Raw genomic sequence first — 20,324 nt, forward strand, 5'->3', positions numbered from 1 at the left:
CACATGCCCATTAACATTGCCATTGACGGACCGTCGGGCGCAGGCAAGAGCACCATTGCAAAGCTGGTGGCGGCGGATCTGCACTTTACTTATATTGACACGGGCGCGATCTACCGGGCCATCGGTCTGTTCGCTCGACGCTGTGGTGCGGACCCGACAGACGGGGAGAAAGTCACGGCGCTGCTGCCGCGTATTCAAATTGCCCTGCGCCACGAGGATGGCGCGCAGCGGGTCTATCTCAACGGCGAAGACGTCTCGCAGGAGATTCGCGAGCACGAGATTTCAAAGTACGCTTCAAGCGTATCCGCCATCCCCGAGGTGCGGCAATTTCTGCTCGCTCTGCAGCGGGACATAGCGGCACGGCAGGACGTCATCATGGACGGGCGGGACATCGGCACCGTGGTGCTGCCGCACGCCGACATCAAGATCTTCCTGACAGCCTCTACGGAGGATCGTGCACGCCGCCGCTTTGAAGAGCTGCGTCAGAGGGGCCAGAGCGTGGACTTTGATCAGATTCTGCGCGACATTGCCGAGCGGGACTACAACGATTCCCACCGTGCGGTCGCTCCGCTGCGGGCGGCTGAGGACGCAGTCGTCATCGATACCACCGGAAACGAGCTGGAAAAATCAGTGGCGATCATCAAAAAAACCATCAAGGACAGGCTGTAATCATGTTTTATTCCTTTTTCAAGGCACTGCTGAAACCCTATTTTTACCTGGTCTACCGGATCAAAGCATTCTATGAGCACCCCTTTCCGAAAGAGGGGCCGGTGGTCGTCTGCGGCAAGCACATCTCCGGCTTTGATGGCCCGTTTGTGATCCTTGCGCTCAAGCGCCACGTGCGCTTTATGGCCAAGAGTGAACTCTACCGCAACCCGATTGTCGGCTGGTTTATCCGCAACATGGGTGCCTTTCCCATCGACCGTGGCCGCGCGGACATCACCGCGCTCAAAAAGGCCATCTCCATATTGAAAAACGGAGAAGTGCTCGGTATCTTTCCGGAGGGAACCCGGACCCATGAGAATGACAACGCGCTGGAGTTTAAAACCGGCGCGATCAATCTGGCTTTTAAGACCAGGGCAGTAATTGTGCCGTTTGGCATGTATGCCGAAGACTACCGCATCCGGCCGTGGCACAGAACCGAGATTCGCTTCGGCAGACCGATTACGACTCAGGAGCTTGGGATGACAAGCGGAAACAAGCAGGATTTGACCATGGCGACCGAGAAGCTCTCGGAGATCATCAAAAATCTGTCGGAGAAAAACTATGAGAAGCGTCAGACTTGCTGAATCAGCGGGCTTCTGCTTCGGTGTACGCCGGGCGGTTGATATGGTCTATGGGCTGCTGGAGACGGGGGAGCGAGATATCTGCACACTCGGCCCCGTCATTCACAACAAGTCTGTCATCCGGGATTTGGAGCAGCGCGGCGTCCGTGTGGTAGACACACCGCAGCAGGCGGCTCCGGGCTCTGTTCTGGTCATACGGGCGCACGGGGTACCAAGAGATGTTTTTGATGAGTGTGAGCGCCGCGGTGTGCGCACGGTTGACACGACATGCCCCTTTGTGCAGAAGATTCACCGTCTCGTGTCACAGGCCTCGAAAGAGGGCAGAACCGTTCTCATTGTGGGTCATGCCGACCATCCGGAGGTGCAGGGAATCGTCGGCCACTGCGGCAGGAGTTTTGTGGTAAAAGATCTGGAGCAGCTGCAGGCTCTGAGCGCCGATATACCGGGGCTTTGCACCGCTCCCGCACTCATGGTTGCCCAGACGACACTCAAGGGCGACGTGTGGCAGAAATGTTCCGAATATGGCGAAAAAGTCTATACAAATTTAATTGTTTCTGATACAATATGTAATGCGACATATTTGAGACAGGCTGATTCTGTGCGCCTGGCGAGTGAATGTGACGCCATGATTGTGCTGGGAAGCAGCGAGAGTTCCAACTCAAACCGACTCTATGAGCTCTGCCGCGAGGTCTGCTCGCACACCTACTTTTGCGAGCAGATATCTGAGATTCCGGCGCAGGAGCTTGCACCATATCAGATGATTGGCATCACGGCCGGTGCATCGACTCCGGCATACATAATAAAGGAGGCTATTCAAACCATGGAGGAGACAAACAAAGAAATGCTGCAAAACTCGAATGAGGAGATCAGTTTTGAGCAGGCACTGGAGGAATCTTTCTTTACTTTAAATACAGGGGATCGGGCACACGGCGTCGTCTGCGGCATTTCGCCGACAGAGGTACAGGTTGATTTGGGCACCAAACAGGCCGCCTACATTCCGGTGTCGGAGCTCAGCGACAATCCCTCCGCCGACCCGCACGATCTGGTGAAGATCGGCGATGAGATCGAGGTCTTTGTCGTGCGCGTCAACGACGTTGAGGGCACCATCATGCTCTCGAAAAAGCGCATTGACGCCATCAAAGGCTGGGATGAGATCGAGGACGCCGTGGAAAAGGGCACCATCTTCGAGGGAACACTCACCGAGGTCATCAAGGGCGGCGCGATCGTGCTGTACAACTCCATTCGTGTGTTCGTTCCGGCCTCTCAGCTGCCGGGCTCGAGAGAGTCCACCCACGAGGATCTCGTCGGCAAGACTGTCCGCTTTAAGATTCTTGAGATCAATCGCCGCCGCCGCCGCGTGATCGGCTCGGTGCGCGCGGTCACCCGCGAGGAGAGAAAGGCCGCCTATGACAAGTTCTGGGCGGAGGCTGAAGTGGGTAAGGTCTATCAGGGCACTGTTAAGTCGCTGACCTCCTACGGCGCTTTCGTCGACCTCGGCGGAATCGACGGTATGGTTCACATTTCCGAGCTCAGCTGGAGCCGCGTCAAACATCCGTCTGACGTACTGGCGATCGGCGATGAGGTTGAGGTCTATATCCTCGATCTGGATCAGGAGAAAAACCGGATTTCTCTCGGCTACAAAAAGCAGTCTGACAATCCGTGGCTGAAGTTTGAAAGCGAATTCAAAGAGGGCGATGTGATCGACGTCAAGGTGGTCAAATTCATGCCTTTCGGCGCATTCGCCGAAGTCATTCCCGGTATTGACGGCCTGATTCACATCTCGCAGATTGCCCGCCAGAAGATCGACAAGCCCGCAAGCGTTCTGGAGATTGGCCAGATCGTCAAGGTAAAGATCGTCTCGATTGATCACGAGAACAAAAAGGTCAATCTCTCCATCACAGCGGCAATGGAGCCAGAGGCCCCCGTTGAGGAGACGCTTGAGGTTGTCGCCTCCACCGAGGAGCCCGTACAGGAGTAAATAGCTCATTCAAAGAGGAGTGTTTTTTGCACTCCTCTTTTTTCTTTTGGTCACCTTTTTGCTTCCAATGCCATAGGATAGGGTAGATGCGGTTTTTTGCGTGGGCGACGCCATTCGACAAAAGAGAGCGCCGAAAGACGCCGAATGGATCACGCGGCCGCAAAAGCCGATAGAAAGGGCAATGGGTGACAACAGATGGCAACGGAGCGTTTTTTCAAAAATACGGCAAAGCAGCGCCGCCCGCGGCCGCCAAAGAGCGCGCTTTCGGTGTTGAAAAACATACTGGTGACACTCTGCATCCTGGTTGCGGTGTTTTACCTTGGCCTATATCTGACTGACCGGAAGCTGCGGCCCATGGTCATTGACGTGGCGGGGAACCGCGCACAGGCCATTGCGGTGCGCTCCATCAGTGAGGCGGTCAACGAGGAGCTTGCTGCAAACGGCGTGGAATATGAGGAGCTTGTGACTTTGGAGACCAACAAGGATGGGGACATCACGGCGCTCAAGACCAACGTCATCAAGATCAACCAGCTCAAGGCGACACTCTCCGAAGCGATTTTGAAAAAGCTGCAGATTGACGAGACCGTCATATCCATTCCGCTCGGAAACATCATCAACGGTGAGCTGCTATCGGGGCGGGGCCCCAGAATCAATTTGAGGATGGTGCCCTTTGGAACCGTGACAACCGATATCGAGAACGTCTTTTCCTCGGGGGGCATCAATCAGACCCGTCACCAGATCATGCTCAACGTCCATGCAAGCGTGGGCATTTTGATGCCGATATCCTCCGTGACATCGGAAGTCACAACCTCGATCTGCATCGCCGAGACCGTCATTGTCGGAACCGTACCGGAATACTACACCAATGTTGACACATCTAAGGAGAATATGGTAGGCGATATCAACGACTATGGTTGGAACGCGAACATTGCCGAGTAGCATTTTAAATGCTGACAGAGTGTGGTATAATAGCCGCAGAGCGGCTATTATATGGAATTCAGGCCGTTTTTCTCGCCCCTTACGGGGCAACCGAAAAACATGGCCACATGATACCATGATCGCTTTGCGCTCATGGTATAATAACCGCAGAGCGGCTATTATATAGAATTCAGGCCGTTTTTCTCGCCCCTTACGGGGCAACCGAAAAACATGGCCACATGATACCATGATCGTTTTGCGCTCATGGTATCATAACCGCAGAGCGGCTATTATATGGAATTCAGGCCATTTTTCTCGCCCCTTGCGGGGCAATTCCCTGCGGGACGGCAGAAACATAGCCGTATCATACCATAACCGCTTCGCAGCCGTGGTATGATAGCCGCAGTATTGTATTAAATTTGGGCCTTGAAACAGGGAGGATGTTTTGTGACCGATAAACAGAGGGTCAAAGAGGAAATTGAGCGTCTGCGGGAGGCGCTGCTCTATCACAGCCGTAAGTACTATGTCGAAGATAACCCCGAAATCAGCGATTACGAATACGACTCCATGCTGCGCTCTCTCGAGCAGCTCGAGCGGGAGTATCCGGAGTATCAGAGTCCGCTCTCGCCGACAGTTCGGGTCGGCGGCGCAGTTTCAAAGGGCTTTGAGACCGTGACGCACACAGTTAAGATGGAGAGCCTGCAAAACGCTTTCTCGGACGACGAGATCCGCGACTTTGACGAGAGCGTGCGCAAAACAGGTGAGCCGACCTATGTCGTGGAGTATAAAATTGACGGCCTGTCGGTATCGCTTGAATATCGGGACGGTCAGTTTGTGCGAGGCTCGACCCGCGGCGACGGAGAGGTCGGCGAGGACATCACACAGAATCTCAAGACCATCCGGGCAATTCCGCTGGTACTCACCGAGAAACCATCCTATCTCGAAGTCCGCGGCGAGGTCTTTATGCCGCGCGAGTCCTTTGAGAGGCTCAACGTGATCCGTGAAGAGGCGGGTGAGCCGCTCTTTGCCAATCCGCGCAATGCGGCGGCAGGCTCACTGCGCCAGCTGGACTCCCGCGTGACCGCCTCTCGCAACCTGAGCATTTTTGTCTTCAACATTCAGCAGCTGGAAGGGGTCGCTCTCTCCACCCACTATGAGGCGCTGTGCTATCTCAAGCGGCTCGGGTTTCGCACCATCACAGAGTGGGAGCCGACCGGAGACATTGAGGCGGTGTTGCGCCGCATTCACGAGATTGGCGAGCAGCGCTTTGCGCTGCCCTACGACATCGACGGGGCGGTGGTCAAGGTCAATGAGTTTGCGCTGCGCGAGGAACTTGGCAGTACCTCCAAGTTCCCCAAATGGGCGACCGCGTTCAAGTTCCCGCCAGAGGTCAAGCCCACAAGGATTTTGGATATCACAGTCAATGTCGGGCGAACCGGCGTTCTGACGCCGCAGGCCGTCCTGGAGCCCGTGCGGCTGGCGGGTACGACCGTCTCGGCGGCAACGCTGCACAACCGCGACTTTATCGCGGACAAGGACATTCGCATCGGCGATACGGTACTTGTGCGCAAGGCGGGCGAGATCATCCCCGAGGTGTTGGAGGTGGAGCTTGCCAAGCGCACCGGCGAAGAGCGGCCATTCGTCATGCCGGAGCGCTGCCCCTCCTGCGGGGAGCCGGTGTGGAGCGATCCTGAGGAGGCGGCTGTCCGCTGCACCAACGGCGCCTGCCCGGCCCAGCTTGTGCGGAGTGTCGTCCACTTCGCGTCGCGCGACGCGATGGACATAGACGGCCTCGGCCCCGCGATTGTGGAACAGCTGGTCGACAGGGGACTGGTCAAATCCGTCGCCGATCTCTATTCGCTTGACGCCGAGGAACTTCTCACGCTCGAGCGCATGGGCAAAAAATCCGCTGAAAATCTGCTTGCCGCGCTGGAGCGCAGCAAGAAAAATGATCTGTCGCGGCTGCTCTTCGGCTTCGGCATCCGCCACATCGGGCAGAAAGCGGGCAAGCTTCTCGCCGCACGTTTTCGCACGCTCGATGGCATACGCGCCGCTACGGCGGAAGAACTCGAGTCGGTCGACGAGATCGGCGCCATTATGGCCGAGAGCGTTGTCGCCTACTTTTCGCACCCGCAAACAATAAAAATGATTGAAAAGCTGACGGCGGCCGGTGTAAACTTAGAGAGCACCGAGACGGTTCTGGATACCCGCTTTGCGGGACAGACCTTTGTACTCACCGGCACACTGCCGACCATGACGCGCGCGCAGGCGACACAGCTCATCGAGTCGTTCGGCGGCAAGACGGCCGGCAGTGTTTCCAAAAAGACAAGCTATGTGCTCGCGGGCGAGGATGCCGGCAGCAAGCTCAAAAAGGCCAATGAGCTTGGAATACCGGTAATCGACGAAGCGGCGCTGAAAAAGATGACGGAGGAATGAATATGGCAATCAGTGCAAGCGAGATCATGCACATCGCAAAGCTGGCGCGTCTGGAAATAGACGAGGCGCAGTTTGAGCGGCTCTCCCGCGATATGGACAGCATCGTGGAGATGGTCGGGCAGCTTCAGAACCTGAATCTCGACGACGTGGACCTCTCTCTGTCCGGCAGGGTGATGCAGCCGCGTGCCGATGAGGTAAAGCCCTCTTTCCCGCGGGAGAAAATTCTTCAGAACGCACCCCAAAAAGAGGCAGGCTGCTTTGTCGTGCCGAAAGTGGTGGAGGAGGACTGACATGGAAGCATTTAAGTTGACGGCTGCCGAGCTCTCGGTGCTGCTGGAAAAAAGAGAACTCTCCGCCGAGGAGCTCTGCAAGAGCGTATTCTCCCGCATTCACGACGTGGAGGACCGGGTGGAGGCCTATCTCACACTCACTGAGGAGCAGGCGCTTGCCGCGGCGCGCCGCGTGGATGAGCGCCGTGCGGCCGGGGACAAGCTCTCAAAACTCGCGGGAATTCCCATTGCAATCAAAGACAACATCTGCACCGAGGGGACACTCACGACCTGCGCCTCCAAGATGCTCTACAATTTTGTACCACCCTACAGCGCCACGGCCTATCAGAAAGTCTTAGCACAGGATATGGTTCCGCTCGGCAAGGTAAATATGGACGAGTTTGCCATGGGTTCCTCCTGCGAGAACTCCCACTTCAAGAAGACGAAGAATCCCCATGATCTCACTCGCGTACCGGGCGGCTCCTCCGGCGGTTCCGCGGCGGCGGTTGCGGCCTGCGAGGCTGTGCTCGCGCTCGGCTCCGATACCGGCGGTTCCATCCGCCAGCCGGCTTCGCTGTGCGGTATCGTGGGGCTCAAGCCGACCTACGGCGCGGTCTCGCGCTATGGACTGATCGCCTTTGCCTCCTCCCTCGATCAGATCGGCCCCATGGGGCGCTCGGTTGAAGATGTGGCAATGCTCTATAACGCCATCATCGGCGCCGACCCCATGGATGCGACCAGCGAGGGCGCGGCGCAGGTGGAGCGGCTCAATGAGGACGTCAGCGGACTTCGCATCGGGCTGCCGCGGGACTTCTTCGGCGACGGCATTGATCCCGAGGTGCGCGACATGGTGCTCGGCGCCGCCAAGCGCTACGAACAGCTCGGAGCAAAGGTCGACGAGGTGTCGATTCCCATGAGTGAGTACGCGCTGCCGACTTACTACATCATCTCATCCGCTGAGGCGAGCAGCAATCTTGCCCGCTTTGACGGTGTCAAATACGGCTTTCGTGCAGAACACTACGAGGATCTTGTCGATCTCTACTTCAAAACCCGTACGCAGGGTTTTGGCGATGAGGTCAAGCGTCGCATCATGCTTGGCACGTATGTGTTGAGTTCCGGTTACTACGACGCCTACTACAAGCGTGCGCAGAAAGTGCGCCGCAAGCTCATTGAGAGCTATCAGAACGCCTTTGACCGCTTCGACGTGCTGCTCACTCCGGCGACCCCCACCACGGCTTTCCGACTCGGAGAGAAGACCGACGACCCCATCGCCATGTACATGGCCGACATCTGCACCATCTCAATCAACATCGCGGAGCTTCCGGCCATGGTCATTCCGGGCGGGATGGACAAAAACGGCCTGCCGGTCGGCATTCAGCTCATTGGCAGCAAGTTCTCCGAGCCCACGCTGCTGAGCGCCGCCTACGGCTTTGAGAAGAACACCGGCATCGGCTTTGTGCAGCCGAAACTGTAAGGGGGTAGCGAAGATGATTTACGAACCGGTTATCGGTCTTGAGATTCACGCGGAACTCTCGACCGAGTCCAAGATATACTGCAGCTGTTCCACCAAATTCGGCGCGGAGGTCAACACTCACTGCTGCCCGGTCTGTACGGGTATGCCGGGGACGCTGCCGATTCTCAACGAAAAGGTCATTGAGTATGCGGTAAAGATGGGCCTTGCGACGAACTGCACCATCAACCGCTTCACCAAGCAGGACCGCAAAAATTACTTCTATCCCGATCTGCCAAAGGCCTATCAGATCTCCCAGTATGATATCCCGCTGTGCGAAAACGGCTACATTGAAATCCAGGTCGAGGGGGAGACCAAGCGCATTGGCATCACGCGCATTCACATTGAGGAGGACGCCGGAAAGCTGCTGCACGACGACGTCTTTTCGGGGTCGCTGGTCGACTACAACCGCTGCGGTGTACCGCTGATCGAGATTGTGTCTGAGCCGGATATGCGCAGCGCTGAGGAGGCCAAGGCCTATATGGAGGCCATCCGCTCCATTCTCCAGTACATCGACGTGTCCGACTGCAAAATGCAGGAGGGTTCGCTGCGCTGCGATGTCAACGTCTCACTGCGCCCAAAGGGAGAGGAGAAGTTCGGCACCCGCTGCGAGATGAAAAATGTCAATTCCTTCCGCGCTGCGGCGCGCGGCATTGAATACGAGATCAAGCGCCAGGCTGCCATCCTCGACGACGGCGGAAAAATCGATCAGGAGACTCTGCGCTGGGACGATCTGCGCGGCGTGAGTATGCCGCTTCGCAGCAAGGAGGACGCTCACGACTACCGCTATTTCCCGGAGCCGGATCTGCCGCGCATTGTCGTCAGCGAAGAGCAGATCGAGCGCATCCGCTCGGAGATTCCGGAGCTGCCCATTGCAAAGAGCCTGCGCTTCCAGTCGGAATACGGGCTGACCAAATACGAGGCGGATATGCTCTCGGCGAGCATTGCCCGCTCGCGCTTCTTTGAGGAGTGTACGGCGCTCGACAAGGCGGCGGCAAAGTCCGTGTGCAACTGGATGCTCGGCGACATTCTCAAATACACCAACGAAAACGACCGGGAGATCGGCGAGACCCGACTGACGGCCCAAAATCTCGTGGATATGATTCATTTGATTGATGCGGGCACTATTTCAAATACCGCGGCCAAAACCGTTCTCGCGCGCATTTTTGAGACCGGAGAGGCCGCCGGGAAGATCGTTGAAGCCGAGGGACTTGGCCAGGTCAACGATGAGTCGGCTCTCAAGGCACTGGTCGCCGAGGTGATCGCGGAAAATGAGAAGTCGGTCGCCGACTACAAAAACGGAAAATCGAATGCTCTGGGCTATCTTGTCGGACAGTGTATGCGTCGCTCAAAAGGGCAGGGTAATCCCCAGATTCTCAACAAACTCCTGCGCGAGGCGCTGGACTGACAAATAGAAAAGAGAGCGCCTTTGGCGTTGGAGTCAATCAGGTCCTGGTGCAAACCGGGACCTGGTTTGCTTGAAAGATATGAAATTCATTGCTGATGGTTTAAACCTGGAGGCCACGAGATGATTTATACACCTTTGACGAATAAGGCAATGCGCATTGCCTATGCTGCTCATCAGGGCCAGACTGACAAAAGTGGCCAGCCCTATATCTTCCATCCCTATCATCTGGCAGAGCAGATGACAGACGAAGTGACCATCTGCGTGGCTCTGCTTCACGATGTAGCAGAGGATACTGATGTAACCTTGCAGGAACTGGCTCAGGAGTTCCCAAAGGAGATTGTAGAGGCCTTGCGTCTGCTGACGCATACAGTAGATATGGATTATTTTGACTATGTACGAGCAATTTGTAAAAATCCGGTGGCAAAGGCAGTAAAACTGGCTGATCTGGCCCATAACGCCGACGAGAGTCGGTTTTCCGGCTGTAAAGATGTGGAAGAAGCGCAGTTTATTCTACGGCGGGAAAAGTATAGCAAAGTAAGAGCAATTTTGGAGGGTAGTGACACGGACTAATGAAGTGAGTAATGAAATGGATTACTCTTTTTCGGTAGCTGTCCCAGGTATCCATCAGACCACCCGGCAAGAAGCCGGGTGGTTTTTTTGTTCTAAAAGTGGACAAAGCCCAATAGGATATACAGAAAAAAGGAGATGGAAACATGACGGGACGTGAGAGAAGAAGAGAGCTGTTTTCTCTGCTGCCGCCGCGCGTGTCGGCTTTGATTGAACACATCGGAAGCGAGCCGCTCGAGGCGCTCGAGGAGATCCGCCTACGGGCACAGCGCCCTGTGTCACTGACTCTTGCGGGCCACAACTATTTTATCAGTGAGGACGCCGAGATCACCTACGACGCCTCGCGCGCGGTGTGTCTCACGCCGCAGGAGCTTGAACAGTGCTATCTGCGCGCCTGTGAAAACTCGGTTTACACCTTTCAGGAGGATATTGCCAGAGGCTTTGTCACTGTCAAGAACGGCAACCGGGTCGGCATTGCGGGCAGTGCTGTCGTCGAGGCAGGCAGAGTGGTCGGCTTTCGCAACATCAGCTCTCTGTGCCTTCGCTTTGCGCGTGAGATTCGCGGCGCGGGCGAGCAGCTCTTTGAGCGGCTCTACCCGGATGGTACCGTGGTCGGCACACTCATTGTCTCCCCGCCGAAGATGGGAAAGACGACGCTGCTGCGCGATCTCATTCGCACGGTGAGCTGCCGCGGACTCCGCGTCGCCGTCGTGGACGAGCGCGGCGAGCTTGCGGCGATGCGAGGCGGTGCTGCCTGCAGTGATATCGGCCCCTGCACCGATGTGCTCGATGCGATTCCGAAAGCCATCGGGTGCGAATACGCCATACGGAATCTCTCACCGGAGGTTATCGCCTTTGACGAAATCGGCTCCATGGGGGAAGTCGAGGCGGTTTTGCAGTCTCTCAATGCCGGTGTGCCGGTACTCACCACCTGTCACGCCGGCTCCTGGGAAGAGCTTTGGCGCAGGCCGCCGCTGAGAGCTCTATTGGGGAGCAGCGCGATCTGTAAAGTCATAAAGCTTAACAACAAAAAGACCGGTGTCGTTGACGCCATCTGGGACTGGAGGAGCGACGATGTTCAAAATGGTGGGAATGTGTCTGATTCTATTGACAACCACATTTGCCGGATCGGCGCTGTCCGCTGATCTCAAGAGGAGAATTCGTGATCTGCGCCTGTGCGCCGATCTGATTGCAAAGATAGGCCGTGAGATCTCCTACAGCCGCTGCCCCATCACGGAGGTGCTGGGGAGATGCGCGCAGGAAAAAAAGTATGCGCCGCTTCGGTTTTTGCAGCTTTCGAAGCCCTTCGACAGTGAGAGATTTCGTCTTCACTATGAGAAAAATCGGGATTCTCTATGCCTGAAAAACGAGGACCACGATCTGATTTTGGAATTCTTCGCCGACTTTGGCAAGAGCGATGCAGTGGGGGAGCTGGCGCGCTGCGGTAAGTATGAGGCGGAGCTGGCGCGCCGCGTGGAAGAGCTCGAGCCGGCTATCGAAAAACAGGCCAAGCTCTACCGCTCGCTCGGTGTGTTGTCGGGCGTGTTTCTCTCGATTCTGATGGTTTAGCGAAACGGAAAGGAGCCTCAACAGTATGGATGTCAATCTCATCTTCAAAATCGCGGCAGTCGGCATCATTGTCAGTGTTTTAAATCAACTTTTGACCAAGGCCGGCCGGGAGGAACAGGCGCTGATGACGACGCTGACTGGCCTGATCGTTGTGCTGCTCATGGTGATCCGGGAGATCAAGTATCTCTTCGATATGATACAGAGCACGTTTGGGCTCTAGGGGGAGACCATGAACATCTTTGCCCTGTGCGGCTTCATCATCGTAGCAGCGCTGATTTCACTGACACTGCGCGACTACAAAAAGGAGTATGCGGTGCTCATCGGACTCGCCGTCTGCATCTTCGCGGTGCTCACGGCGCTGCCCGACATACTCAAGCTCTTTCGTTTTATCAGTGACACGGCAAACTCTGTCAGCGGAATGGGCGGCAAGCTCGAGCCGCTTTTGAAAGCTCTGGGGATTGCCTTTGTCACGGAGATTGCCTCCAATCTCTGCATTGACACGGGCGAGCGGTCCATGGCGGGCAAGATCGAGCTGCTCGGCAAAGTCTCGATCCTCATTGTCTCGCTGCCGCTCGCGCAGCAGGTGCTCGATGTCATCAAAGGACTTTTGTAAATGAGAGGATGTTATGAAACAGGCGTTTCGATTTTTGGCGGCGGCCGTTGTGCTGATGCTTCTGTGTTCCCTAACAGCCCATGCAGTCGATGTCAACGAGATCTACTCGGATGTCGCCGACCGCTTCGGGGTGAGCGAGCTGATCGACGCCGCGCCTGACGCTGCGCGTGGGTCGCTCTCCGGCGAGCAGGTGAGCCCGAGCGGGCTGCTCAACCTGCTGTCCATGAACAATGTATTAAATCTTCTGACAAACGGTCTCTTTGGCGTACTGGGCGAGTGTCTGTCGGGCTGTGCGGTGCTGCTCGTGGCGGTTCTGGTCTTTTTGCTGCTGGCGGGACTTCGCGACTCATTTCACAGCAGCGCCATTGTGCCAACGTTCAATCTGGTCGCGGTGTTGACCATCTCGCTTGTGGTATACGGCATCATTTCGGGCGCATACAGCGCCGCATTTACCGCCACAAAGGACATCACGGCGTTCATCTCCACACTCATGCCGGTGATGGCCGCCACCATGGCAGCCGGCGGGGAAGTGGTATCGGTGGGAATCCTGCCGCCGGCAATCCTGACGGCGATCAATCTGCTCTCCTGGCTGAATACCTCCGTCTTTCTGCCCACGCTCAACTTCTACTTTGCGCTGAGTTTCATCTCGGCTGTCAACCCGAGACTCAATCTCAAAGAGCTGATGAATTTTATCAAAAAGGCGCTCATGTGGGGCATGGGGATTGCGACGACGATTCTCGTCGGGCTGCTGTCGCTTCAGAAAATGATCACCGGAGCGTCGGACAACATCACGGGCCGCGCGGCCAAGTTTGCGCTCTCGAGTTTTGTACCCATCATCGGCGGCGTACTCAAAGACGCCTTTGATACGGTGGCAGGCTGTGTCTCAGTGATCAAGGCGACCTGCGGTGTGTTCGGCATTGTGGTCATCATCTACACCATGCTGCCGATTCTGGCAAGAGTCATTCTGTACAATGTCGGCTTTCGTCTCTCCTCGTCCGTTGCGCAGATCAGCGGCCAGAGCAGTGTCTCGAATTTTCTCGACTCCGTGTCCAACATCTGGAGTATTCTGACGGCAATTCTGGTCAGTGAGGGGGTCTTTGCCATCGTCTCGGTGGCAGTGGTCATCTCAACGGGAGGTGGGACATGATGGCGTTTTTAAAAGACTGGTGTATCACCGTTGCGGCAGCGGCCATCATTGTCGGCTTTCTTGAGGCGCTTGTGCCGGCGCAGAGCATGCAGAAGACCATGAAGACCGTGACGGCGCTCTTTCTTCTGGCAATTCTCTTCGCGCCGCTCGCCAAGCTCAAGGGGCTGCCTCTCTACTATAAAAATGAGATTCAGACCGGCGCCTATGAGCAGCTTCCCCAGAGTGTGAGCGACCAGACAAGGCAGCAGGTGCTTGAGTTGACAAGGACCGAGCTGATTCACCAGATTGAAACTCTGGCGTCGGCCAGACTGGGGAAAAATATCAATGTAATTGATGTGACAATGAATTTCGCGGACAACGATCTCATATATTTAAGCGAGGTTGTCATTTCGCAGCATGACGATCTTGAAAAGGATATGGAAAAGCTGACATCCGTGCTGCGCGCGGAGCTCGGCGAGGACATTGTGATCACAGTGAAGTGAGGTGCAAAAGAATGGAAGACTGGAAAGACCGACTGACACGTCTCTTCAAGGGAAAGCGTCTGACGCTGTTTCTGATTCTGGGACTCATCGGCATTGCCCTGATTCTGCTCTCGGAGTTCTGGCCGGCCTCAAAGCCCAAACAGAGCGATCAGAGCACCGTGACAGCAGCTGATATGGAGCGCGATCTTCTCAAGCTCATTTCCAATGTGGAAGGCGTTGGCAAGGCGGAAGTCATGATCACACTCGCGACCGGCGTTGAGAATGTCTATGCGACCGAACAACGGGTCAATCAAAATGTGCTCTCAGACAGTACAAACGGCGTGTTGGGGCGAACGGAGAACAAAAACGACACCCAGGACACGGTCATTGTCGTACGCGACAGCAGCGGGGCTGAGGCTCCCATTCTCATCAAACAGATCGAGCCCAAGGTGCAGGGCGTCGCGGTCATCTGCGAGGGGGCAGACAGCCCGTATGTCAAAAGCAGCATCGTCGAGATGGTGACGACAATCTATGATATTTCATCCAACAGAGTCTGCGTAATCAAAAAGAACAGTTGAGGAGGAACGAATCATGGCATTCAAAAAGAGGCAGCTCATTCTCTTATCACTGGTGGCGGTAATTTGTGTGGCGGCATTTCTGAACTGGAAATTTAACACCACCGACAACCCGCTCGGTCTGCCCGACACAGAGGACAGCGAGTCCACGGCAAAGAATTTGGGTGAGGCGAAGCTGGTCAACGGTGAGGGCGGCGTCGACGTCGAGGTGAGTGCGCCGGTCGAATCTGACGAATATTTCACCGAGGCGCGGCTCAACCGCCAGAAGACCCGTGATGAGGCACTTGCTCTGCTCGAGGAGGTCACCGCGGACAAGAACAACCCCGAGGATATCCGCAAGCAGGCGGCAAGCGACATTTCGCAGATTGCAAAGTCGGTTGAAACCGAGGGCAAAATCGAGAATCTTGTAAAGGCAAAGGGATTTGACGACTGTGTCACCGTTCTGTCCACCGACAGCATTCACGTCATTGTCAAGACAAAGGGGCTTGTGGACAGCGAGGTGGCCCAGATCAAGGAGATTGTGCTCGGCCAGACCGAACTTACGGGCGAGCAGATCAAAATCGTCGAGATCAAATAGCCCGGCGGCTGTGCCGGCACCGCAAAAGAAATGGTTTATTTTTTCCGAAACTATGCTATAATAGAGGCAGTCCCACACTGTTTTGGGCATATCGCAAAGGAGTGAATAACGTGGAGCAGAATTACAACGGTACTGTTGGCACTGTAAAAATATCCGATGATGTCATTGCGACCATTGCCGGCGTTGCAGCCGGTGAGGTCAAGGGCGTTGCCGGCATGTCGGCCAAGGCCCCGGCCGAGATCAACATCAAGGGAATCATCGGCGGCAAGAAGAACACCGGCAGGGGAATTCGCGTCACGGTGGACGGCGGCAATGTTTCGATCGAGGCGTACATTGTTCTGAAATTCGGCGTAAAGATTCAGGATGTTGCCACTGCCGTACAGGAGGCGGTCAAGAACTCCGTCGAGGAGATGACCGGCTACACCGTCACCAACGTGTCGGTCTATGTGCAGGGTGTCAATTTGAATGAAGAGCCGGCGGAGCCTACGGTCTGAGGCGGCTGTTTGGAAAAAAGAGTGCGTGTGACGCACTCTTTTCTTTCTTTTTCGGCGCATTTGTATTATAATGTTTCCACATGTACAGGGCCTGTCGGCCAATGGAGGAAGTATGAAACGCACCGAAGCGAGAATCGAGACGTTCAAGCTCGTCTACGAGTATGATTTTCACCGGGAGAAGACACCGCAGCAGATCTATGAGATGGCGGTGACCGAGAGAGAGCTCTGCGACGACACCTACATCAGAGAGACCTTTGACGGCGTTGTGAAAAACATGGACCAAATTGATGAGATCATCAAGGAAAACGCCATCGGCTGGAAGATCAACCGCATCTCCCATGTGGCGCTGGCCGTCACGCGGCTTGCCATCTACGAGATGCTCTATTCGCACGATATTTCCCATGCCGTTGCAATCAACGAGGCGGTGGAGATCGCCAAGCTCTACGAGGGAAAGGACGCAGCCTCTTTCATCAACGGTATTTTGGGCTCGGTTTCCAAGAAGAACCCGAAGACCGACCTTGAGCCTGCGGCCGAGAAAAAAGAGGAGCCGTCAGTCGGCGAGGCGGGGGAGTAATGGCCTGCTACCTCGGAATTGACACCAGTAATTACACCACTTCCGTGGCGAGATACGACAGTGACAGCGGCCGGATGACCGGCCGGCGAAAGCTGCTGCCGGTCGAGGGAGAAAAGACAGGCTTGCGTCAAAACGAGGCTGTTTTTTTGCATAACCGGCAGCTGCCCGAGCTGCTGGAAGAACTGCTTTGCGACGGCGCCCGACCGGACGCCGTCAGTGTGTCACGCGCCCCACGGGACTGTGAGGGTTCCTACATGCCCTGCTTTACCGTGGGTCACGGCTATGCGAGAGCACTCGCGGCCGCCTTGTGCGTGCCGCTCTTTGAGACGTCCCACCAGAAGGGGCATGTGCTAGCGGCGCTCTACGGCGCCGATTCGCTTGCGCTGCTGCGCGAGCCCTTTTTGGCCTTTCATGTCTCGGGCGGTACCACGGAGCTTCTGCATGTCACGCCGGATGGTGACGAACGAATCAAAATCAGTCTGCTCGGGGGGACGCTCGATCTCCCGGCGGGACAGGTCATCGACCGGCTGGGCGTTTCCATGGGCTTTTCTTTTCCCTGCGGTGCTCAGATGGAGCAGTACGCCATCGAGAATCCCGACGGGCAGACACTCCGGCCGCTTGTCACATTGCGCGACGGTGGCTTTCATCTCTCGGGACTCGAGAACAAGGCGCACGAACATCTTGCGAGGGGCGCCGGGCGGACAGCAGTGATTCAATTTCTCTTCGACAGCATAGGAGAGAGTATCCGGGCTCTGACAAAACAGGCGCTCTCAGATATGGAGGTCAAAAAAGTCGTCTTCGCGGGCGGCGTCATGTCGAACGCGCGAATCAAGGCGCTGCTCGGCGGAGATTTACCGGCTGTTTTCACACCGAGCGCCTATGCCGCCGACAATGCGATGGGAGTGGCGCTCTGGGGCGCGCTCAACAGGGAGGAGCTATGCAAAACGAAAGTGCGGTTGTGAGTGTCTCACAGCTCAACGCCTATATCAAAAACTTAATAGACCGCGACGAGGCGCTGGGCGTGGTGCTCGTCAAGGGGGAGATCTCCAATTTTACCAACCACTATAAGACCGGTCACCTCTATTTGACGCTAAAAGACGAAAAGAGCCTGATTCGCGCAGTGATGTTCGCCGGCAATGCCTCCCGTCTCAAATTCAAACCGGAAAACGGGATGAAAGTCATTGCGGGCGGCCGGGTGGCGGTCTTTGAGCGCGACGGGCAGTATCAGCTCTACATCGCGGAGATGCAGCCCGACGGTGTCGGATCGCTTCATGTCGCATTTGAACAGCTCAAGGCGAAGCTTGAGGCCGAGGGGCTCTTCGATGAGCGCCGCAAGCGGCCTCTGCCGAAACTGCCGGTTCGTGTCGGTGTCATCACGGCGGCGACAGGAGCGGCCGTGCGGGATATTCTGAACATTTTAAGACGCCGCTATCCCCTCGCCGAGGTGTACATCTATCCGACCCTGGTACAGGGCGACGGCGCGCCGCCTCAACTCATTGAGGCGCTGGAATACTTCAACCGGACCGACCGGGTGGATGTGATCATCATGGGACGCGGAGGCGGCTCCATTGAGGATCTGTGGGCATTCAACAACGAGCAGGTCGCCCGGGCGGTGGCGGCGTCTCACATACCCGTGATCTCTGCCGTCGGCCATGAGACCGACTTTACCATCTGCGACTTTGTCGCGGATCGCAGGGCGCCGACCCCCTCGGCGGCGGCGGAGCTCTGCGTACCCGAGACGCAGGAGCTCAAGCAGAAGTTCAAAACACTCGCCGAGCGTATGGCGCTCTATGAGCGCCGCGCCATTGAGCGAAAGCGCCAGCGGGTGCGCTCTGTGATGCAGAGCAGAGCTTTTCGCTCGCCGCGCGCCGGCATTGACGACCGGCGCATGAATGTGATGCATCTGACCAAGAGTCTGATTGCGGAGTTGAGAGTCATTCTCGGCGAGAAATCCAAGCAGTTTGTCGGCATCGCATCAAAGCTCGATGCACTCAGTCCGCTCGCCATTCTCACCCGCGGCTATGCCATTGTGCGAAGCGGCGGTCGGGTGCTGCGGTCGGTCGAGGACTTTGAGGAGAACGCAGAAGTCACCACCATCGTGTCAGACGGGCGGGTGAGATACCACATGACAGGTGTTGTCAAAGAGAAAGGAAGCACACTATGAGTAAGGAGTTGACCTTTGAGGCGGCCATCAACCGCCTGGAGGAGATTTTAAAAAAGCTGGAGGCGGGCGACAGTCCGCTCGCCGAGTCTCTCGCCCTGTTTGAGGAGGGGGTCACCTTGACGAATTTTTGCAACAAGGCCCTCGACGAGGCAGAGCAGAAAGTGGTACAGCTGACAAAAGATGAGACCGGGGAAGTTGTCGAGAGCGAATTTCCCGCGATGAAAGCCTGAGGAAGTCTATGAATTTTGATCGGAGAATGCAGGCACATCTGGATCTAACCGAACATGCGCTTCGCGCCTATCTGCCCAAGGAGCGCCTTGCACAGCAGCGTATTGTCGAGGCGATGGAGTATTCGCTTCTCGCCGGCGGCAAGCGGGTTCGTCCCGTGCTGATGCTGGAATTTTGCAGGGTGTCAGGCGGGGAGGAGCGGCTTGTGCTGCCGCTGGCGGCGGCACTTGAAATGATTCACACCTACTCGCTGATTCACGATGATCTGCCCTGCATGGACAACGACGATCTGCGCCGCGGGCGGCCCACCAGCCACCGTGTTTTCGGAGAGGCCATGGCGACGCTTGCGGGCGACGCCCTGCTAAACTACGCCGCTGAGACGGCACTCGGCGCAGATGGGCCGGACTATCTCGACCCCGCGCTGCGGCTGCGCGCCGTATGCGAGCTCTTCGGCGCGGCCGGGGTCTATGGCATGATCGGCGGTCAGGTGCTTGACATGGAACGGGAAAACAGAGCTCTGTCGCTCGATCAGGTACTTGAGACCCACAGGCTCAAGACCGGCGCTCTGATCTGCGCCGCGGCACGAATCGGCGTGATCTGCGCCGGCGCAAGCGACGAGCTGCTCGAGGCGGCAACCGAGTACGCACAGAAAATCGGGCTCGTGTTTCAAATTGTCGATGACGTGCTCGACTGCAGCGGCAGCGCCCAGCAGCTCGGCAAGCAGACCGGAAGCGACGCCAGAAGCGGGAAGACGACGTTTGTCACGCTGCTCGGGGAGCAGGGGGCAATGGAGCGCGCGAGAGAGCTGACCGACGAGGCAAAACAGGCGCTCGCCCCTTTTGACGACGCCTCTTTTCTCTGTGAGTTTGCGGATCGTCTGTTGGTACGCCAAAGATAATGGAGGGCGATTGTGAGCAATATTGTCAAGGAACTGACAGGCAACTACATTTTGAACTGTGCGGTCATCACCTGGGCCATTGCACAGATTTTAAAGGTTTTTACCTATCTACTCGTAACGAAAGAACTGAAGCTCAGCCGCCTGCTCGGCTCCGGCGGCATGCCGAGCTCCCACACGGCCTTTGTCGCAAGCGCGACCATCGCCGTCTACCGTGTTGAGGGAATACACTCCGTGGCGTTCGCCATCATGTTTGTCATTCTGATGGTTATCATCTCGGACGCGGTCGGCGTGCGCCGTCAGGCGGGGGAACACGCAAGGGTTCTCAATATCATCATGGAGAACTGGGAACAGTCCAAGAAAAAGCCCATTGACAAAAATCTCAAAGAGCTACTCGGCCACACGCCGTTTGAGGTCTTCGGCGGCTTTCTGCTCGCCATCATCATGGCTTTTTTCTACTGAACAAACCGCGATTTGAATATTGGCGCAGGATATGGTACAATAATTTCTGTCGCGGTGTTTTGCCGCGGCGCACGCTGTTTGACAAAAACGGTGGCGCAGTATTCTAGTCAGTGCTATCAGACTCCAGGGCGGGCCTAAAAATCCGCTAAAGGGCACTTCGATGAAACTTCTTGTGCCTGCTTTTTACGCCCAG

At 56.4% G+C, this 20,324-nt stretch carries 24 protein-coding genes; all 24 read left to right on the top strand.

Features of this window, described 5'->3' with window-relative positions:
• Window positions 1-3: 3 nt before the first annotated feature.
• Window positions 4-669 (top strand): (d)CMP kinase, encoded by a 666-nt coding sequence (gene cmk / locus H8695_RS02285; protein WP_249299253.1) that lies wholly within the window; start codon window positions 4-6, stop codon window positions 667-669.
• Window positions 670-671: 2 nt separating this feature from the next.
• The gene (locus tag H8695_RS02290; RefSeq protein ID WP_249299254.1) at window positions 672-1,289 is read left to right on the top strand and encodes a lysophospholipid acyltransferase family protein; all 618 of its coding nucleotides are present in this window, start codon (window positions 672-674) and stop codon (window positions 1,287-1,289) included.
• The gene (locus H8695_RS02295; RefSeq protein WP_249299255.1) at window positions 1,267-3,264 is read left to right on the top strand and encodes a bifunctional 4-hydroxy-3-methylbut-2-enyl diphosphate reductase/30S ribosomal protein S1; all 1,998 of its coding nucleotides are present in this window, start codon (window positions 1,267-1,269) and stop codon (window positions 3,262-3,264) included. The genes H8695_RS02290 and H8695_RS02295 overlap by 23 nt, the downstream gene beginning before the upstream one ends.
• Before the next feature lie 195 nt (window positions 3,265-3,459).
• The gene (gene yunB / locus H8695_RS02300) at window positions 3,460-4,203 is read left to right on the top strand and encodes a sporulation protein YunB (protein WP_249299256.1); all 744 of its coding nucleotides are present in this window, start codon (window positions 3,460-3,462) and stop codon (window positions 4,201-4,203) included.
• A 426-nt stretch (window positions 4,204-4,629) separates the two neighbouring features.
• Complete coding sequence (gene ligA, locus H8695_RS02305; protein ID WP_249299257.1) at window positions 4,630-6,618, top strand: NAD-dependent DNA ligase LigA; 1,989 nt, start codon at window positions 4,630-4,632, stop codon at window positions 6,616-6,618.
• Between the two features lie 2 nt (window positions 6,619-6,620).
• A complete protein-coding gene (gene gatC, locus H8695_RS02310; protein ID WP_249299258.1) occupies window positions 6,621-6,908 on the top strand; it encodes an Asp-tRNA(Asn)/Glu-tRNA(Gln) amidotransferase subunit GatC in 288 nt (95 codons plus the stop codon).
• A gap of 1 nt (window position 6,909) precedes the next feature.
• Window positions 6,910-8,361, top strand: coding sequence for an Asp-tRNA(Asn)/Glu-tRNA(Gln) amidotransferase subunit GatA (gene gatA / locus H8695_RS02315; protein ID WP_249299259.1), 1,452 nt, complete (start codon window positions 6,910-6,912; stop codon window positions 8,359-8,361).
• 13 nt (window positions 8,362-8,374) lie between these two features.
• The gene (gene gatB / locus H8695_RS02320) at window positions 8,375-9,805 is read left to right on the top strand and encodes an Asp-tRNA(Asn)/Glu-tRNA(Gln) amidotransferase subunit GatB (protein ID WP_249299260.1); all 1,431 of its coding nucleotides are present in this window, start codon (window positions 8,375-8,377) and stop codon (window positions 9,803-9,805) included.
• 120 nt (window positions 9,806-9,925) lie between these two features.
• Window positions 9,926-10,375: an HD domain-containing protein gene (locus tag H8695_RS02325; RefSeq protein ID WP_249299261.1), complete on the top strand. Its 450-nt coding sequence runs from the start codon at window positions 9,926-9,928 to the stop codon at window positions 10,373-10,375.
• A gap of 143 nt (window positions 10,376-10,518) precedes the next feature.
• Window positions 10,519-11,517 carry a stage III sporulation protein AA gene (locus H8695_RS02330; protein ID WP_249299262.1) on the top strand — a complete coding sequence of 333 codons (999 nt, stop codon included), beginning with the start codon at window positions 10,519-10,521 and terminating at the stop codon, window positions 11,515-11,517.
• Window positions 11,447-11,941 (top strand): stage III sporulation protein AB, encoded by a 495-nt coding sequence (locus H8695_RS02335; RefSeq protein ID WP_249299263.1) that lies wholly within the window; start codon window positions 11,447-11,449, stop codon window positions 11,939-11,941. Before H8695_RS02330 ends, H8695_RS02335 begins: the two co-directional genes overlap by 71 nt.
• Window positions 11,942-11,966: 25 nt before the next feature.
• Window positions 11,967-12,161 (top strand): stage III sporulation protein AC, encoded by a 195-nt coding sequence (gene spoIIIAC, locus H8695_RS02340; protein ID WP_249299264.1) that lies wholly within the window; start codon window positions 11,967-11,969, stop codon window positions 12,159-12,161.
• 9 nt (window positions 12,162-12,170) lie between these two features.
• Window positions 12,171-12,554 carry a SpoIIIAC/SpoIIIAD family protein gene (locus tag H8695_RS02345; protein ID WP_249299265.1) on the top strand — a complete coding sequence of 128 codons (384 nt, stop codon included), beginning with the start codon at window positions 12,171-12,173 and terminating at the stop codon, window positions 12,552-12,554.
• Between the two features lie 13 nt (window positions 12,555-12,567).
• Complete coding sequence (locus tag H8695_RS02350; RefSeq protein ID WP_249299266.1) at window positions 12,568-13,701, top strand: stage III sporulation protein AE; 1,134 nt, start codon at window positions 12,568-12,570, stop codon at window positions 13,699-13,701.
• Window positions 13,701-14,183 carry a stage III sporulation protein AF gene (locus H8695_RS02355; RefSeq protein WP_249299267.1) on the top strand — a complete coding sequence of 161 codons (483 nt, stop codon included), beginning with the start codon at window positions 13,701-13,703 and terminating at the stop codon, window positions 14,181-14,183. The genes H8695_RS02350 and H8695_RS02355 overlap by 1 nt, the downstream gene beginning before the upstream one ends.
• Before the next feature lie 11 nt (window positions 14,184-14,194).
• On the top strand, window positions 14,195-14,740 hold the full coding sequence (locus tag H8695_RS02360; protein WP_249299268.1) for a hypothetical protein: 546 nt from the start codon (window positions 14,195-14,197) through the stop codon (window positions 14,738-14,740).
• 13 nt (window positions 14,741-14,753) lie between these two features.
• Window positions 14,754-15,314 (top strand): SpoIIIAH-like family protein, encoded by a 561-nt coding sequence (locus H8695_RS02365; protein ID WP_249299269.1) that lies wholly within the window; start codon window positions 14,754-14,756, stop codon window positions 15,312-15,314.
• A gap of 110 nt (window positions 15,315-15,424) precedes the next feature.
• A complete protein-coding gene (locus tag H8695_RS02370; RefSeq protein ID WP_249299270.1) occupies window positions 15,425-15,808 on the top strand; it encodes an Asp23/Gls24 family envelope stress response protein in 384 nt (127 codons plus the stop codon).
• A gap of 112 nt (window positions 15,809-15,920) precedes the next feature.
• Window positions 15,921-16,382 carry a transcription antitermination factor NusB gene (gene nusB, locus H8695_RS02375; RefSeq protein WP_249299271.1) on the top strand — a complete coding sequence of 154 codons (462 nt, stop codon included), beginning with the start codon at window positions 15,921-15,923 and terminating at the stop codon, window positions 16,380-16,382.
• Window positions 16,382-17,344, top strand: coding sequence for a tRNA (adenosine(37)-N6)-threonylcarbamoyltransferase complex transferase subunit TsaD (locus H8695_RS02380; protein WP_249299272.1), 963 nt, complete (start codon window positions 16,382-16,384; stop codon window positions 17,342-17,344). The genes nusB and H8695_RS02380 overlap by 1 nt, the downstream gene beginning before the upstream one ends.
• Window positions 17,320-18,546 (top strand): exodeoxyribonuclease VII large subunit, encoded by a 1,227-nt coding sequence (gene xseA / locus H8695_RS02385; RefSeq protein WP_249299273.1) that lies wholly within the window; start codon window positions 17,320-17,322, stop codon window positions 18,544-18,546. The genes H8695_RS02380 and xseA overlap by 25 nt, the downstream gene beginning before the upstream one ends.
• Window positions 18,543-18,776, top strand: coding sequence for an exodeoxyribonuclease VII small subunit (gene xseB / locus H8695_RS02390; protein ID WP_249299274.1), 234 nt, complete (start codon window positions 18,543-18,545; stop codon window positions 18,774-18,776). Before xseA ends, xseB begins: the two co-directional genes overlap by 4 nt.
• 8 nt (window positions 18,777-18,784) lie before the next feature.
• Complete coding sequence (locus H8695_RS02395) at window positions 18,785-19,672, top strand: polyprenyl synthetase family protein (RefSeq protein ID WP_249299275.1); 888 nt, start codon at window positions 18,785-18,787, stop codon at window positions 19,670-19,672.
• Between the two features lie 12 nt (window positions 19,673-19,684).
• Entirely contained in the window at window positions 19,685-20,131 is a 447-nt protein-coding gene (locus tag H8695_RS02400; RefSeq protein WP_249299276.1) for a divergent PAP2 family protein, read from the top strand.
• Window positions 20,132-20,324 lie beyond the last annotated feature (193 nt).

Source organism: Feifania hominis (assembly GCF_014384765.1).
In the GTDB taxonomy this organism is placed as follows: Bacteria; Bacillota; Clostridia; order Oscillospirales; family Feifaniaceae; genus Feifania; species Feifania hominis.